Here is a 17,245-nt window from a genome sequence, read left to right as displayed (position 1 = left end):
AGCGAGTCTAGTATGGAAGCGTAATTTATATTTCAATGATAGGTTCCCCTGTTGCTGCAATATTTGTGGATATTTTGGATGAGAAGTTAAAGAATTAATGGGTTGTGTTCATAATCATGGATTTTCAGAAAACTAAAATTACAATGTTAGGTTATTTTGATTTAGTAGTGGATGATATGCAAAATTGCATATCGCAAAATAAATATCGTAATTTTGGGATTCTTATTATAAAATACATTACTTAAACTATATATTAGAATGGAGAAAGTGAATTGAAATTATTAAGAAACAGTAAGGTTGGTACAAAACTAAACATACTAATAGCTATATCAAGTATTGCATGTATAGTATTATCCCTAATAGGGTTTTGGGGATTAGAAAGAGGGAAAAGTACTTCCTCTAATATGTATGAGGATAATTTACTACCAATTGAGTGGATTGGGATTGTAGAATCTAATTTTTATCATGTTAATATGAACTTTATGGAAATTATGGTATCAAAAGATGAAAAAAGAATGAATGAATTAATAAGAGAAATGGACGGAATTCGTCAGGAAAATGATCATCTTTTAAAGCAGTTTGAGGCTAAAGTTATTTCTACTAAAGAAAAAGAATTATATAACACGTTTCATGAAACATTTAATGAATTAAGAACTCAAATGAAGAAAGCGCAAGAATTAGGGAAATCTAATAATGAGGAAGCATATGCATATTACCTAAAAGAGATTGAACCTAATATGCAAAAATCAATAAAATCAATTCGTGAATTGATTTTATATAATAGTAATAATGCAGAGCTTTTACAGAAGGAAAATAATAATAGTGCTCAAAATACAATGATAATGTTTGTTAGTATTTCGTTTTTAGCAATTTTAATAATTATATTCATTGGATATGTTATTAAATTAACTATCCGAAAACCACTTGTGTTACTACAAAATGATATGGAAAAAGTATCAGCTGGAGATTTAACAACACGTACTCCTTATAAAGCAAATAATGAATTAGGGCATATTGTCCAGTCTTTTAATAGTATGTTAGATAACCTTCAACAATTAATTGCGAATGTTAAGATGACAACACAAGAGGTTATTTCTACTACGGAGGGCGTATTACAAGATACAAATCGAGCGTCTAGTATTTCAAATGAGGTTGTACAGACTGTTTTAGAAGTAAAAACAAAAATAGAAGGACAGGTAACTAGTATTCAGGAGAGCTCATCCTCAATGGAAGAAATTAAAACAGGGGTGCAAACTGTAGCTGAATCTTCAGCAGTAGTCGCTGAGGTAGCAGTAACGACTACTGAACGAATAAATATCGGTAGTGAAGTGATAAATCACTCTATCCTTCAAATGAATAGTGTGCATGATGTTGTCGAGGAAACATCAAAAGTAATAAATAAACTTGTTACACGTACACAACAGATTGATACAGCTCTCGCTGCAATCACTAATATTGCCGAACAAACGAATCTTCTTGCCTTAAATGCCGCTATTGAAGCGGCACGTGCTGGAGAGAATGGGAAAGGATTTGCAGTGGTTGCCGCAGAAGTTCGAGACTTGGCTGAGCAATCTAAAGAATCTGCAAAGGAAGTGAATCATTTAATAAAATCCATTCAACAAGATACTCAAGATACAGTTAATGTCATGCGAAAAGGCCAACAGAAGGCAGTAGAAGGAAAAGAAGCTGCCCACAAAGCGAATCAAACCTTCTTGTCTATTATGAGAGATATTGATAAGATTACAAGTCAAATTCAAGAAGTATCCGCAGCGACAGAAGAGATGTCTGCTGGTACAGAAGAAGTAAACGCTTCTCTTTCGCTAGTTTCTGAAACTGCAATGGATGTAAAAAAAGAGACTCTTCAAACAGTAAAATCAATTCAATCACAAGCTGTATCAATTGAACAAATATCAATTCAATCTAACAAAATGAAAGAAAAGGTGGAAGAATTAACGGAACTGGTTTCAAAATTTAATATTACAGAATAAGATAATTTATTCAATTACAAGTGTAATAACATGTATGAAAACACATGAAGACTTAAGGGGCTTCGTGTGTTTTTTTATTGAATAATGTATGAAATAATATTAGATCATTACAAGATATTTCGAAATTTTTCGTTAAACATTCATATATGTAAAATTACATATATTTAATGATTGATAATCATGAGCTAATGTAACTATAATAATTACACTAATAAGTAACTTAATGACGACAGTTATAAGTAAAGAAGGAGGGTTTTATTGTATTTTGTATATAAAAAATAGAAAAGGAGATATGTAAATGAAAAGGCTACTTGTTATAGGCATCATGTATACAATGTTTTTCCTCATAGGAAATATACACTTACATGCTGACGAACGAACAAATGTAAAAGAAATTACTAGTTTAGAAGAGCCTACGTGGATATTTCAGGCTGGCATAAGTAAGGGGAAATATCATGATCGACAAGATTTGGGATTTATTTTGCAGAGAAATACACCATTAAAGGTAAGACAAACGAATCCTAATTTTAAAGACAAATTAACAGTACGTTTATTGTCTAATGACTCAAAAAATGAAAAATCCATACAAGTAGGAAATGAATGGATTACGATTCAAGGTGATACGCCTTTAGTTCCTTTCATAGATACTCCGTATGGTGAAGAGCCCGCCATACTTGAGTACCAAGTGGGGAATGAAAGTGCTACGAAACCTCTTCCAATTTATAAACAACAAGGAAGTGTATCTCAATTTTTTAGTACATGGGATCAATTTGATGGAGAGTATGCATTAATTCAAGAGGAGAGTTTCCAATTATTTATACCTAAAAAAGATAAAGAGTTAGTAAGATCTTTAAAAGACTTTCAATCGTTGGATGAGTTAATTGCATATTATGAAGATATTTTTGCGATGTATGATTCTATTATTGGTTTAGATGGCTCAACGGTTGAAAATAAAAAAAGTCAAAATCGTTATTTCTTAAAAGCAGATATATCTGGTGCTGGCGGTGCCTATTATGGCGCAAATTGGACAGCGAATAGTACAGATAGTACAAAGATGTGGTTAGATAAACTAAGTTGGGGAACTTTACATGAAATCGCTCATGGATACCAAGCAGGTTTTGATAATCAAGGAATATTTACAGGAGAAGTTTCTAATAATCTATTTGGTGTTCAATATCAATATAGTAAATACGGCAAAAAAGCAGATCAAGTTGGTTGGTTATTTAATTTTGGGAAGAAGGAACAGGTAGAACGGAATTTATACAATGCTTTAATGAAAGAAAATAAAAATTATGATGACTTAGATTTACGACAAAAACTTATTCTTTTAACGATGGCGAAACAAAAAGCTGGCAATGAAGCTTTTGCAAAAATGTATCAAGGTTATCGAAAACTAGCTAGTAATGTTGCTTTTAAAAAAGGTGACCATTCTTTACCAGATTTAATGAATCAGTATTATAGCGAGAATGTACAAGTTGATTTTACACCCGTTTTTGAAAGTTGGGGCTTTAAGCTTAATCATAAACAAATAGAGGTGAATAGGGCGAAAGGTTATCCGGCAGTTACTTCTTTAGCGTATATAGTGCCTGAATCACAATTAGCTAAGGCGAGAGCTCTAGTTGATCCTGATATTCCGATAAACTCTAACTTTGAAATAGTTACGAATCAGCAAATTGCTTCACTTGGGTTAAAAGGGAATTTGCATATCCATTTAAATACAAATGAAATAGATACATTGAAAGGAGGAAAAATTAAATTAAAAGAAGGGAATACAGTTGTTCAAGAAAAAACAATTGAAACAGCAGATATCAATTTACAAGACGTACCAAATGGGGTTTATACGGTTGAAATTTCAGGTGGGAAAATGGATAGAATGTATCATTTCCGTTCGTATTATGCCTATGTAAAGGAAAAGGATAATAGTCTAACGATTGATGTTAACGAAATGAAAGTGAGCAATTTGGTAAGTGAAACGATTCAATTCCTAGGATTAGGAGATGATCAGTTTGCCGAATTAAATACAGACTTAGAGCAAAAGCGAGCTGTTTTTACGGTTACTACTAAAACGCCTCATAGCTATTATGCAGATGAAAAATACGCATCAATAGAGGTGTTTAATGAGAAAGGTGAAAAAATTTATACGAAGGAAATGGAAGGGGCAAATGTAACGATTGTAAAAGATACCATTCCACTAAAAGAAGGATATAAAATTAAAATCTATCATGATGAAATAAAAAAACGATTAACTAGTAAAGCTACTATTATTAATCCTATGAATAAAACAAATGAATTTATAATGACAAAATGGGGACTGAAAAATACTTATTTAAAAAATAATCCAGAAGAAAATCTTATGAAAAGAATTGATGAAGAAATGGAAGCGATTATAAGTAATCCCGTTTTAAAAGAGATACCAATGCAAAAATTAGAAATGAAAAAGAATGTGTGGATGGCAATAAATATGTTATTAGAACCACAAAAAATAACGTATATGAATAAATATAAAGATAGTTTATATAATGAGTGATTTTTGAAAAATGAATTGAATCTAAAAAGTAGCAAACCAATCTATTAACCTATGTATGTAGAGGTATGTAAAATCGATTGGCGATAGTTAAAATTTTTATCTATGCTTAAAATTCTAAAATACATTTACTTAATTTAATAACACAATTATAAAGGAGTAAGAATATGAATAATTTCGTAAAGGTAGGTTTAACTACAGGAGTGGTGTTATCGGCGATTATGCCTTATGGAGGAGTACATGCGGCAACAGAAGATTTAAAAGTAGAAACAAAGGAAGATACGTTCCGAACAGGTAATTTAACAGCACCTTCTCAAAAATCGGCAGAAAATGTAGCAAAGGATGCGTTAAAAGGAAAAACAGAACAAGCATTATCCTCAAAGCAAGTTAATACGGAATCAAAAGTTAATTATAATGTGACGCAAAGTCGTAAATCTTATGATGGTACTACATTGGTGCGTCTTCAACAAACATATGAAGGCCGTGATGTATACGGATATCAACTAACAGCACATATTAATGATGATGGTGTACTTACGAGTGTTTCGGGAGATAGTGCCCAAGATTTACAACAACAGGAAGATTTGAAACAACCTATTACTTTATCAGAAGAGGATGCAAAGAAACAGCTTTTCAACATCTATGGAAATGATCTCACATTTATTGAAGAACCAGAAATTAAACAAGTGGTATATGTAGATGAAAATACAAATAAAGCTACAAACGCATATCAAATTACTTTTAGTGCATCTACACCTGAATATGTATCTGGTACAGTATTAATTGATGCTTTTGGTGGTAATCTATTAAAAGAACTCGTTCAAAAATTGGGTATACAAGTAGATAGTAGTATTGTCCAATCTGCGACAGCAAATAAATCACAAGATCCTTCAAGATTAACAGGTACAGGAAAAGATGACTTAGGTATGAATCGTACGTTTGGAATTACGCAGCGAAGTGATGGAACGTACATGCTTGCAGATTATTCTCGTGGTAAGGGAATTGAAACATATACTGCTAATTATAAAGATTATAATAATTATAGAAGAAATGTATGGGGGTATCTCGATGATTTAGTAACAAGTAATTCTACAAATTTTACTGATCCTAAAGCAGTTAGTGCTCATTATTTAGCAACGAAAGTATATGATTTTTATCAAGAAAAATATGGCCGTAACAGCTTTGATAATAACGGACAAAAAGTAATTTCTGTCGTTCATGGTTGGAACACAAATGGTACGAATAAAGGAAATCCTAAGCAGTGGTTTAATGCATTTAGTAATGGAGCTATGCTAGTATACGGAGATCCAATTGTTAGAGCATTTGATGTGGCAGGACATGAATTTACACACGCGGTTACAAGAAATGAGTCTGGACTTGAGTATGCAGGAGAAGCTGGTGCAATTAATGAGGCTCTATCTGATATTTTAGGAGTAGCAGTTGAAAAGTATGCCAATAACGGAAAGTTCAATTGGACAATGGGAGAACAATCAGGTCGAATTTTTAGAGATATGAAAAACCCATCATCTATCTCTTCTAGATATCCGGAGGACTATAGACATTATAATAACTTACCTATTGATGCTGACCACGATCATGGTGGTGTACACACGAACTCTAGCATTATTAATAAAGTAGCTTATTTGATTGCTAGTGGTGGAAACCATAATGGAGTATACGTACATGGCATTGGAGAAGATAAAATGTTTGATATTTTCTATTATGCAAATACGGATGAATTAAATATGACTTCTGACTTTAAAGAATTAAAAGAAGCTTGTATTCGTGTAGCAACGAACTTATATGGTAAAGACTCATTAGAAGTACAAGCTGTCCAACAAGCCTTTAAAGCAGCTTATATTTAATAATATTTTGATGAATTATAAACCCTTTTATTTTAATATAGTGATTAAATTGTGTGTATAGGCAAAAACCTTGTAGAATTTTTCTGCAAGGTTTTTTTAGAATTTTATTTTACAAATGTGTTATATGGTTTTTAGTTAATTAGGATAAAAATAATCCTATAACTGTATGTAAGAATGTGTGATTTTACAACCTTTTCTATGATAAAAAAGATACTACTTTAGCAAATATAAAGAGTTAGAAATTATAGTTTATAGGGCACTTTTTTGTTCCTATGGAACTTTAAAGTGCGTAATTTTCTTTATCGTTAATATATATCATAATGGTATTTATTAGTTGGTTTTAGCTTTACTCTGCTGTTGATGTGATTTTTTAACATGACAATGATTAGAATCAGAATTATCGAGTAGATGTAAATGATGATAATTTCGATTTTTAATTCAGTACAGAGTCCAATAGCTACATAATTTTCGTTTATACTCTTTCGAAAAAAAGGTGGATCAGCTTATTTTCTGTTAAAGATAAGAGAAGTGAACCACAATATAAACGTAATTATTTATTCCAACGTAAGTCAATCATGTAGCACATGAATTTGGAGGGATCTATATGCATATGCAATTAAAAGGAAAAACAGCACTGGTTACTGGATCTACGGCAGGCATTGGAAAAGCAATTGCCACTTCATTAGTAGCGGAAGGAGCTACTGTACTTATTAATGGACGCCGTGAAGAAAATGTTAATCAAACGATAAACGAAATTCGAGCGCAGTATCCGGAGGCTATCCTTCAACCTGTAGTAGCTGATTTAGGAACAGAACAAGGGTGCCAAAATGTGATTGAAAAGTACCCTGAAGTAGACATTCTTATTAACAACTTAGGAATTTTTGAACCTGTAGAATATTTTGATATCCCTGATGAAGATTGGTTTAAATTGTTTGAAGTCAATATTATGAGTGGTGTTCGACTTACTCGCTCGTACTTGAAAAAAATGATTGAAAGAAAAGAAGGAAGAGTTATCTTTATTGCTAGCGAAGCAGCTATTATGCCATCTCAAGAAATGGCTCACTATAGTGCGACTAAAACGATGCAACTCTCACTTTCTCGCAGTTTAGCTGAGCTGACGACAGGAACGAATGTGACTGTTAATACTATAATGCCTGGTTCGACTTTAACGGAAGGAGTGGAGACTATGTTAAATAGTCTTTATCCTAATGAGCAATTGACAATAGAAGAAGCTGAGAAGCGATTTATGAAAGAGAATCGACCAACCTCTATTATTCAAAGACTTATTCGACCAGAAGAAATTGCCAATCTTGTCACTTTCTTAAGCAGCCCACTTTCTTCAGCGATTAATGGTTCCGCGTTGCGAATAGACGGGGGATTAGTACGTAGTGTATTTTAATAAATTAAAAACAACATAGTATACTGTTGAAGATAAGATGGTAAGACAAATAAGTTGTATTTTACTCATTAATAGAAATATACAAAAAGCAAATTGTGATAAGAAAACAGCCGGATTTTCTACTATAAGAAAAATTCGGCTGTTCTTTTTTTACTTGTTGTAAAGGATGGAAAGCTTTTAGCGTTGTGGCATTTCTTAAGAAAAAGATAAGACGAAGCAATCCTGCTGTTATTTGTATTATTTGGTGGAAATTACCAAACGTTTTTCAACACTATTTTCCCTATTGCTTTATTTGATTCCAAATATTCATGTGCTTGTGCAATTTCATCAAACGTAAAAGGTTTCGAATCTAGCAATGGACGAAGTTTTCCTTCTTCTACTATTTGCGTTAGTTTAGTTAAAATTTCCCCGCAAGCGTCACGTTTATCTGTATGTAATATTTTTAACGCCATAAAAGTAACGTGCAGAGTAAGTCCTTTTGCGTGTAAAGGAGAGAGGTCATGGGTTGAACGAGCTGCAATTGTTACGACAGTTCCATTGACCGCAGCAGCTTCAAAAGAATGATCGAGATTCTTGCCACCTACCGTATCAAATATAACTTCAAATCCGTTGCCATTCGTATGTTTTTGCACATATTCTTGAACAGATTCTTCTTTATAATTAATAGCTATGTCGGCTCCTAGACGATGGGCTATTTCCATTTTGTTTTGCTGAGAAGCTGTTGTGAAAACTTTAGCACCTGCCCATTTAGCTAATTGAATGGCTACGTGTCCTACGCCACCAGTAGCTCCATGAATGAGAACATTTTGACCAGGTTTAATATTTGCACGATCAAATAAAGATTCCCAAGCTGTAATTGCAACTAATGGTAGAGCAGCAGCTTCTTCCATTGTTAAATTGTTAGGCTTATGAGCAATTAATCGCGCATCAGCAAGCATAAACTCTGCAAGTGCACCTCCAGTTTCTTTAAAACCTCCAGCACATCCATATACTTCATCACCAGTTTTGAATTTCGAAACGCCTTCTCCTACTCCTATAACAATACCAGCTACATCCCCGTGTAATATAGCTGGGAATTCAGGAGCAACTGATAAAACGGCACCACTACGCATTTTAGTATCGATTGGATTTACACTTGTTGCTTTTACATGAATTAGAACATGACCTGGTAAAAGTTTCGGTTTTGCAACTTCTTCTAATTGAAATACGGATGAATCTCCAAAAGAATGGATAACTTGTGCTTTCATTGGTCCTTACCTCCTGTTCGTGGTTATAGCATAGCAAAGTACAAAAAATAAGTATAATATTATGAATCTGGCTCGTGAGAATTCCATATATTTTTGTATTGTATGTAAGGGCATTTGCGTTCTTTTTAGATGATTAATGAAAAGTATTAGATCGATATCTATTTGAACATAGTACCTATTATTATTCTCATTTCTTTTAGCTGGGGGAAGGAGGTTGATTTTTTCGTAGTACCTAATTGTATCTGTATTTAATCCTGTTTTCTTTGTGAAATCTGATATTTTGAATATATCGCTCATTTGTAATTATGCTCCTTTCACTACAAGTCAATCATTTTTTTGAGGAGATTTGAGTGAAATAGTGTAACGCACCTGCAGAAGCAACTTTAGACGTTGTTGAAGGAAGGGCATTATTTTTATGCAGCATGATTTATTGATTAAAACTATAATCAGGCATTTGATATAGGTACTTTTAAGTGCCTACATCACTTTAAAGTACGTACTGTTATTCAAGTTATGACCGATTTATAATAACACTCGTAGCACAAAGAAAGTTATAACGATTACAATCGGCAACAATGTGGTGTTACAGCATTGTCTATGAAATTTGAAAAGAAATATTAAGAGTAAAGAAAAGTATAGATTTATATGAATGAAGGAAAGTGAGTGAAACACATGGAAAAGTTTGCGAATCATTTTGGATATAATCGTATGTTTGCGAAAGATCAACTTACATTAGGAGTTCACATTCCGATTGAAAATTATCAGTTTCATGCTCCAACGATGGAAAAACAAGTAGAGTTGGTACAAAAAGCGGAACAATACGGTTTTACAGGTGTATGGCTTCGCGATGTATTGCTGCAAGACCCTGATTTTGGTGATCCTGCAACAGGTCAAATTTACGATATGATGATTTATTTGACGTATTTAGCAAGCAAGACAGAGAAAATCGCATTTGGAACGTCGGCAACAGTGTTGTCACTTCGTCATCCATTGCGTGTAGCGAAAGAAATTGCGACATTGGATCAACTGTTTCCAGAAAGAATTATGCTCGGTGTTTCATCAGGTGACCGACGTGCCGATTTTAAAGCGTTAGGTGTTAGTCATGAAACACGAGGTGAAAAGTTTAGAGAAGCGTTTGCTTACTTGGAAGAGATTTTGTATAAAAACTTCCCGTCTATCCAGTCGACACTAGGAGAAGTGAATGGAGCGAATTTAGTTCCAAAACCGTCTAAACATGTTCCGACCTTTATTACAGGTTTTAGTCAGCAAAATATGGACTGGTTCGCTAATCATGGTGATGGATGGATGTACTACCCACGTAGTCCAGTGCATCAGGCGGCAGCAATTGGACAATGGAGAGAACGAGTAGAGGATTATCATCCAGATGTATTCAAACCATTTATACAACCGATGCATTTAGACTTATCTGAAGATCCAAATGAACGTCCTACGCCGATACGTTTAGGTTACCGTACAGGACGTAAGGCACTAATTGAATTACTTGATATATACAAAAGTATTGGTGTGAATCATTTATTCCTTGCTCTATTTGATGGTCAACGCCCGGCTAATGAAGTGTTGGATGAGCTAGGGGAAGAAGTACTTCCTCATTTCCCTGCATTGTAAAGGAGTGGAAAGAATGAAAGCGATAGGACTTATGCAATATGGAGATAAAAGTGTACTACAAGAGATTGAAATGCAAACACCCTTATTGGGAGAAAACGATGTACTGATTGAAGTATATGCAGCTGGTGTAAACCCCGTGGATTGGAAAATACGTGAAGGTTTACTTCAAGACGTAATTTCTTATGAATTCCCGCTCGTTTTAGGATGGGATGTTGCAGGTGTAGTTGCTGCTATAGGAAAAAAAGTTACAGCATGTAAAGTGGGGGATGAAGTATATAGTCGTCCAGATATTGAACGAAACGGTACTTATGCAGAGTACGTGGCTGTAGATGAGAAATATGTCGCGAAAAAACCGAGAAATCTATCTTTTGAAGAAGCAGCATCAATCCCTCTTGTAGGTTTGACAAGTTGGCAAAGTTTAGTGAAGTTCGCTAATGTTCAAAAAGGTAATAAGGTTTTAATTCATGCTGGATCTGGCGGGATTGGCACGTTTGCTATTCAGCTGGTGAAAAGTTTCGGTGCGCATGTTGCAACTACAACTAGTACGAAAAACATACAGTTTGTAAAGGATCTAGGCGCTGATACTGTAATTGATTACAAAACAGAAGACTTTTCTTTACTTCTGCATAATTACAATATTGTATTTGATGTGTTAGGCGGGGATGTACTAAAGGATAGTTATAAAGTGCTTGCACCAAATGGAAAGTTAGCGTCTATTTATGGCCCGAAAGGTATAGAAATTCCGCAAACTGAAATATCTATAGAGAAAGATATTCATGTTGAACACATATTTACTGAACCTAACGGATATGAACTTTCTCTTATTACAGAATTAATTGAGGGCGGGAAGATTAAACCTGTTGTAACACATGTGTTGCCTTTACATGTAGAAGGCGTAAAAAAAGCACACCACATAAGTGAGTCAGAACGTGCTCTTGGGAAAATTGTATTGAAGAAACATTGGTAAAGTATGAGGTTTTAGAGACAATATTGTGCTAAGTAGCGAATGAGCTTATATATTCTATTCTAGCAATTGTTTTAAAAGGGAGATAGCAAATGGATTCAATGACATTTCTTTTATCCCGCATTAACAGGCAGTAAGACCCCCACCTCAAAATTCAGCGATATCATAGAAGTTAGGTGGGGGATGAACAAAACCCCCACTGATTAAAGTTTCACTTTATCCGGAGCGACAGGGGATTTAGCGAAACGCAAAATTTATCCTGCTTTATACAATCTATTTAGTAATCAAAATATACCGCAATCTATTTCGATTATCGGTATTGGCAGAAGGGCAATGTCAGATGTGGAATTTCAAACAATAGTAGGGCAATCCCTTGCTACATTTTTTAGAATATCTACTGATGACCAATCAGGAGTAGAGGAAGTTATTAGCACATTTCGTTATTGTCAATTAGATACAGCGAATATAGTGGGCTATCAAAATTTGCTGAGCCTTGTAAAGAGGCGTGAAACAGAATTAAACATTTCTGAAAACCGCATGTTTTACCTATCTGTTATACCAGAAGTATTTGATGTCATTGCTTTAAATATTAAGGAAAGTGGACTGTGGGCTACAAAAGGATTGAACCGTCTTATTATAGAGAAGTCTTTTGGTCATCATGTAACGTCTGTTCACGAGTTTAACGAAAAATTAATTGAAGATTTTGACGAAACTGATATTTATTATATCGATCATTATCTTTGAAAATAAATGATAACTAGGAATACACTTAGAAAAGTATTACGAAATAAATAGTATTTAATTCAAGACATTTTTATTGACGATAATAATTTATATGGTTAATATATTAGACATAAGATTACTTAATTACTAAAAGTAATTAGATATAAAATATTTCGTTAAGTTCTATAAATAAGTAAGTTGCAGTAGAAATGCTTTGAATTGCCACTATTAATATTGGGGACAATGAGAGAGCGAAAGGTATAAAAAGAATTGGAATTAGATAGCTCTTTGTTTTTTATAAAAACATGAGCTTCTGTACAATTCATTTTTAGTATATTGACGAGGATTATACAACAAGAGGGGGACTGAAATTGGAATCAATGACCTTTGTTTTATTTGGAGCGACAGGGGACTTAGCGAAACGCAAAATTTACCCCGCGCTATATAACTTATATAGAGATCAAAAGCTTCCAAAGCAGATATCTGTTATCGGGCTTGGAAGACGTCAAGTATCTCATGAAGATTTTCAAGAAAGAATAAAAGAATCAATAGAGACGTTTTCTCGTCAGAGGGAAGAAGGTACTCCGGAACTCGAAGGTTTTTTAGATAATTTTCGCTATTGTCCATTAGATGTGAGTAAACCGGAAGACTATGAGAGGTTATTACAAGTCGTTCGTGAAAGGGAAGAGGAACTACATATAAAAGGTAATAGAATGTTCTATCTTTCAGTTGCTCCTGAATTTTTCGAGACCATTGCTTTAAATATTAAGGAAAGCGGACTTGATAAAACAGATGGATGGAAACGCCTAATGATTGAGAAACCGTTCGGGCACGACCTTACATCTGCTCGTGAGCTGAATGATAAGCTTAGTCGCACGTTTGAAGAAGACGAGATATACCGTATTGATCATTATTTAGGTAAGCCGATGATTCAAAATCTTGAAGCATTAGAATTTGCAAATCCTGTTTTACAATCGATTTGGAATAAAGAACATATAGCGAATGTACAAATCACAGCGAGTGAAACAGTTGGGGTTGAAGAAAGGGCAGGATATTATGATCAGGCAGGAGCCATTCGAGATATGGTTCAAAATCATATGTTACAAATATTAATGATGACTGCTATGAATCTGCCGGAAAAGGTTAATGCATGTGAAATTCGAGAGGAAAAGCGAAAGGTAATGGAGACGCTTCGTAAAGTGAAAAAAGAAGACGTTCAAAACCATATCGTTCGCGGTCAATACGCTTCAGGAGAGATAAAAGGCGGGCAAGTTGTAGCATATAAAGAGGAACCAGGAGTAAATCCTTCTTCTAACATAGACACATTTGTTGCTGCTCGCTTGTGGATCGATAATCCATTTTGGACCGGCGTTCCATTTTATATACGAACAGGTAAACGAATGAAAGAAAAGTCCACTCGTATTGTAATTGAATTTAAAAATACGTTAAAACAGCAATATCAAGATAGTAATCCAAATGCAGCACCTAACTTATTAATAATTGAAATTAGCCCAGGTGAGAATGTTTCATTACAGTTAAATAGTAAAAATCCATTGAAAAATGGAGAAATTGAACCGATGCGTATTAACTTTACTTGTGAGCAAGCGGATGTGGGAGTACCTGAAGCGTATGAAAGACTCATTCATGATGCTGTGAGTGGAGACGCTACATTCTTTGCACATTGGAGAGAAGTTGAATTGTCATGGGAATGGGTACAACCAATTCTTGAAGCGTTCGAGGAAAACTTATTGCCGCTTCATGAATATGAGTCTGGTTCATATGGTCCAGAGGCGTCTAATGAACTGTTGCAAGAAAGTGAATTTAAATGGTGGTTAGATCAAGAAACGGAAAAATAAGTATATTCTTAAATGAAAGCATTTAGGGGGACGATTACTATGACACAAAACATAAATCAATTAGCAGTGAATACACTTCGTACGTTATCAATTGATGCTATTAATGCGGCAAATTCAGGTCATCCAGGTCTTCCGATGGGAGCAGCACCGATGGCTTATGCATTATGGGCGAATCATTTAAATCATAATCCTAATCATCCGAAATGGTTTAACCGTGATCGATTCGTTTTATCAGCGGGACACGGATCGAGCTTACTGTATAGCTTACTTCATTTAGCTGGATATGACGTTTCAATTGATGACTTGAAAAGCTTTAGAAAGTTAAATAGTAAAACACCAGGACATCCTGAGTTTGGTCACACTTCTGGGGTTGAAGCGACGACAGGACCGTTAGGACAAGGGATTGCAAATGCTGTCGGAATGGCAATGGCAGAAGCTCATTTAGCAGCGAAATTCAATAAGGATGGTCACTCTATTATAGATCATAATACGTACGCTTTAGTTGGAGACGGTGATTTAATGGAGGGTGTCGCTTATGAAGCGATGTCAATGGCAGGACATATGAAACTTGGTAAGTTAATTGTACTGTATGATTCAAATGAAATTTCACTTGATGGTGAATTAAACATTGCTTTTTCTGAAGATATGCAGAAAAGGGTAGAATCTGCACATTGGCAATATGTAAGAGTTGAGGATGGAAACGATGTTGATGCGATTACAAAAGCGATTCAATTAGCGAAAGACAATACGGACCAACCTACTCTTATAGAGATTAGAACCGTTATAGGTTACGGAAGTCCAAAAGTTGCTGGAACGAACAAAGCACATGGTAACCCGCTTGGAGTAGAAGAAGCGACAGCGACAAAACAAGTGTATGGTTGGCATTATGAGGAAGACTTCTTTGTGCCTGAAGAAGTAACAGCTCATTTTAATGAACTGAAACAAAAAGGTATTGAAAAAGAGAACGAATGGAATGAGCAGTTCAACGTATACAGAGAATCGAACCCTGCACTAGCAGATGAATTAGAAAAAGCGATTACAGGCGAGGTTTTAATTGAAGCGAAAGACATTTTATCCTTCGATACTGAAAAAACGATTTCAACTCGTGTTGCAAGTGGGGAAGCTATTAATCATTATGTGAAATCGATTCCTTCTATTTTTGGTGGAAGTGCGGATCTTTCTCATTCTACGATGACAGATATAAAAGGTGAAGCAGTATATGCGGTAGAATCGTATGCTGGCCGAAATATATACTTTGGTGTACGTGAACATGCAATGGGCGCGGCAGCGAATGGGCTGGCACTTCATGGAGGAGTAAAACCGTTCGTAAGTACATTCTTTGTATTTAATGATTACCTTCGTCCATCTATTCGACTGGCTGCATTGCAAAAGTTACCTGTTACGTACGTATTTACACATGATTCGATTGCTGTAGGAGAAGATGGTCCAACGCATGAACCTATTGAACATTTAGCAGCTCTTCGAGCAATTCCTGGTTTAACAGTTATTCGTCCGTCAGATGCAAATGAAACAGCGAGTGCGTGGGCTTATACATTACAGCAAACGGATGGTCCAGTCGTTTTAGTACTGAGCCGTCAAAATTTACCGGTGTTTAATGAAACGAAAACGAACATAGAGAATCTTTCTAAAGGAGCTTACGTATTAACGCAAACAAATGAAAATCCGGATGTGATTTTCATTGCGACAGGTTCTGAAGTTTCTTTAGCTGCTAGTGCAAAAGCAAAACTAGAAGAAGACAATGTCTCTGTTCGTATCGTTGCAATGCCGAGCTGGGAGTTATTCGATCGCCAATCGAACGAATATAAAGAATCCGTTCTTCCGTCTTCTGTAACGAAACGAGTATCTCTTGAGATGGGTGTATCTCTCGGGTGGGAGCGTTATGTAGGACAAGAAGGAAAAGTACTATCAATTGAAACATTTGGAGCTTCAGGCACTGGAGCTGAAGTCATGAATCTATTTGGATTTACGACAGAAAATGTTGTTCAAATTACAAAAAATGTATTGAATTCTTAAGCTATGACTGTGAATACCTTTCTAGACATATCAACTTTTCAGTGCTGAAAGGTATTCAAAATCGTAGTGATATGAATTTTTAATAAAAGATGATTTGAGGAGGAATTATATTATGCAAGTAGGATTAATTGGTTTAGGTAAAATGGGATTAAATTTAGGGAAAAATTTAATGGATCATAAACATGAAGTAGCAGCATTTGATTTAAATGCAAGTGCAGTGGAAGAAATGAAAGAGTACGGGGCTACAGGTACATCTAGTTTAAGTGAACTTGTTCAGTCATTACAATCACCAAGAATTCTTTGGGTAATGGTACCACACGCTGTTGTTGATTCTGTTATTGATGAGGTTACACCACTTTTATCAAAAGGAGATATTTTAATTGAAGCGGGTAATTCACATTATAAAGAGTCTATCCGCCGATATGAACAATTAAAGAAAGATGGCATTCACTTTATGGATGCAGGAACTTCTGGCGGAATGGAAGGCGCTCGTAATGGTGCTTGTTACATGATCGGAGGAGATCAAGAAGCTTGGGACATCGTTGAACCTATCTTCCGTGATACTGCTGTAGAAAATGGATTCTTATATGCTGGAAAAGCTGGTAGTGGTCACTTCTTAAAAATGGTTCACAACGGAATTGAATACGGTATGATGGCTGCTATTGGTGAAGGATTTGAGATTCTAGAGAAAAGTGAATTTGATTACGATTATGAAAAAGTATCAAGAGTATGGAACAACGGCTCAGTCATTCGCTCTTGGTTAATGGAATTAACAGAAAATGCATTTTCTAAAGATGCAAAACTGGATGAAATTAAGGGTGTTATGCATTCTTCTGGTGAAGGGAAATGGACAGTAGAAACAGCATTAGACCTTCAAACAGCAACTCCTGTTATCGCAATGTCTCTATTAATGCGCTACCGCTCATTAGACAATGATACATTTACGGGAAAAGTAGTAGCAGCTCTGCGCAATGAATTTGGCGGACATGCTGTAGAAAAGAAATAAACATCTTAAAATT

The 17,245-nt window shown here is 34.9% G+C and carries 11 protein-coding genes and 1 pseudogene; 10 read left to right on the top strand and 2 right to left on the bottom strand.

The genetic code is table 11. The features are described from left to right. The first annotated feature begins 272 nt into the window (after nucleotides 1-272). The 4 genes from ATN06_RS17135 (at nucleotide 273) to ATN06_RS17120 (ending at nucleotide 7,776) form a co-directional block, all read left to right on the top strand. Nucleotides 273-1,988, top strand: coding sequence for a methyl-accepting chemotaxis protein (locus ATN06_RS17135; protein ID WP_060631644.1), 1,716 nt, complete (start codon nucleotides 273-275; stop codon nucleotides 1,986-1,988). Between the two features lie 298 nt (nucleotides 1,989-2,286). Then, nucleotides 2,287-4,515 carry a putative mucin/carbohydrate-binding domain-containing protein gene (locus ATN06_RS17130; protein ID WP_060631643.1) on the top strand — a complete coding sequence of 743 codons (2,229 nt, stop codon included), beginning with the start codon at nucleotides 2,287-2,289 and terminating at the stop codon, nucleotides 4,513-4,515. Nucleotides 4,516-4,679: 164 nt separating this feature from the next. Further along, nucleotides 4,680-6,377, top strand: coding sequence for a M4 family metallopeptidase (locus ATN06_RS17125; RefSeq protein WP_060631642.1), 1,698 nt, complete (start codon nucleotides 4,680-4,682; stop codon nucleotides 6,375-6,377). A gap of 604 nt (nucleotides 6,378-6,981) precedes the next feature. Further along, a complete protein-coding gene (locus tag ATN06_RS17120) occupies nucleotides 6,982-7,776 on the top strand; it encodes an SDR family NAD(P)-dependent oxidoreductase (protein WP_000551097.1) in 795 nt (264 codons plus the stop codon). 251 nt (nucleotides 7,777-8,027) lie between these two features. Here ATN06_RS17120 and ATN06_RS17110 read toward each other — a convergent pair whose 3' ends face one another. After that, nucleotides 8,028-9,023: a zinc-dependent alcohol dehydrogenase family protein gene (locus tag ATN06_RS17110; RefSeq protein WP_060631641.1), complete on the bottom strand. Its 996-nt coding sequence runs from the start codon at nucleotides 9,021-9,023 to the stop codon at nucleotides 8,028-8,030. Between the two features lie 6 nt (nucleotides 9,024-9,029). Next, entirely contained in the window at nucleotides 9,030-9,320 is a 291-nt protein-coding gene (locus tag ATN06_RS17105) for a MerR family transcriptional regulator (RefSeq protein ID WP_088115995.1), read from the bottom strand. A gap of 375 nt (nucleotides 9,321-9,695) precedes the next feature. On the opposite strand from ATN06_RS17105, the gene ATN06_RS17095 reads away from it, so the two are divergent. From ATN06_RS17095 to gnd, 6 genes and pseudogenes are all read left to right on the top strand, one after another. Next, the gene (locus tag ATN06_RS17095) at nucleotides 9,696-10,649 is read left to right on the top strand and encodes an LLM class oxidoreductase (protein ID WP_060631640.1); all 954 of its coding nucleotides are present in this window, start codon (nucleotides 9,696-9,698) and stop codon (nucleotides 10,647-10,649) included. 13 nt (nucleotides 10,650-10,662) lie between these two features. Further along, a complete protein-coding gene (locus ATN06_RS17090; RefSeq protein ID WP_060631639.1) occupies nucleotides 10,663-11,616 on the top strand; it encodes an NADP-dependent oxidoreductase in 954 nt (317 codons plus the stop codon). 204 nt (nucleotides 11,617-11,820) lie between these two features. Then, nucleotides 11,821-12,357: pseudogene (locus tag ATN06_RS17085) on the top strand (glucose-6-phosphate dehydrogenase); the annotation flags it as partial. 350 nt (nucleotides 12,358-12,707) lie between these two features. After that, nucleotides 12,708-14,192 (top strand): glucose-6-phosphate dehydrogenase, encoded by a 1,485-nt coding sequence (gene zwf, locus ATN06_RS17080; RefSeq protein WP_060631638.1) that lies wholly within the window; start codon nucleotides 12,708-12,710, stop codon nucleotides 14,190-14,192. A gap of 39 nt (nucleotides 14,193-14,231) precedes the next feature. Beyond that, the gene (tkt, locus tag ATN06_RS17075) at nucleotides 14,232-16,226 is read left to right on the top strand and encodes a transketolase (protein WP_060631637.1); all 1,995 of its coding nucleotides are present in this window, start codon (nucleotides 14,232-14,234) and stop codon (nucleotides 16,224-16,226) included. Between the two features lie 112 nt (nucleotides 16,227-16,338). Further along, on the top strand, nucleotides 16,339-17,232 hold the full coding sequence (gene gnd, locus ATN06_RS17070) for a phosphogluconate dehydrogenase (NAD(+)-dependent, decarboxylating) (RefSeq protein ID WP_001195911.1): 894 nt from the start codon (nucleotides 16,339-16,341) through the stop codon (nucleotides 17,230-17,232). Nucleotides 17,233-17,245: the final 13 nt, after the last annotated feature.

It is taken from the genome of Bacillus thuringiensis, from assembly GCF_001455345.1.
In the GTDB taxonomy this organism is placed as follows: Bacteria; Bacillota; Bacilli; order Bacillales; family Bacillaceae_G; genus Bacillus_A; species Bacillus_A thuringiensis_N.
This window is presented reverse-complemented; position numbering and strand designations above follow the sequence as displayed.